Below are 440 nucleotides of genomic sequence, written 5' to 3' on the forward strand. Positions count from 1 at the left end.
GTAAACGTTTTATTAAACAGCAAGAGGTTCTCGATTTTGGTAGCGCTGCGTTTATTCCTAAAAGTGAGTTGATAGGTGCTGGGCTATGGCAGCTATATAAAGGCCTGGACTCGCCCTATAAATCAGTACTGAAAATCTTGCTGGCGGAAGTTTATGCCCAAGAGCTTCCGGAAGCTGAAACTTTGAGTCAGGTTTATAAGCGCGCTGTTTATGATGATGAATTAGGTATTGAAGATCTGGATCCATATCTTCTTGTCTATCAGCGTCTCGAAGCTTATTTAAATAAAAGAAAAGAACATAAACGGCTCGATATTGTTCAGAAGAGCTTTTACATTAAAGTTGCGAAAAAACTCTCTCGATCCCCATCGGGAAGGGGGCCTTCATGGCAGAGAAAACTATTGGAAAAAATTGTCCGAACCTGGGGTTGGTCAGAGAGTAAG

The 440-nt window shown here is 41.6% G+C and carries 1 protein-coding gene; it reads left to right on the forward strand.

Annotation, left to right across the window (positions count from 1 at the left end; genetic code table 11):
- Window positions 1-440: class I adenylate cyclase (locus A3735_RS21640; protein WP_197485967.1), on the forward strand; the 440-nt coding region annotated here is incomplete at both ends.

It is taken from the genome of Oleiphilus sp. HI0061, from assembly GCF_001635675.1.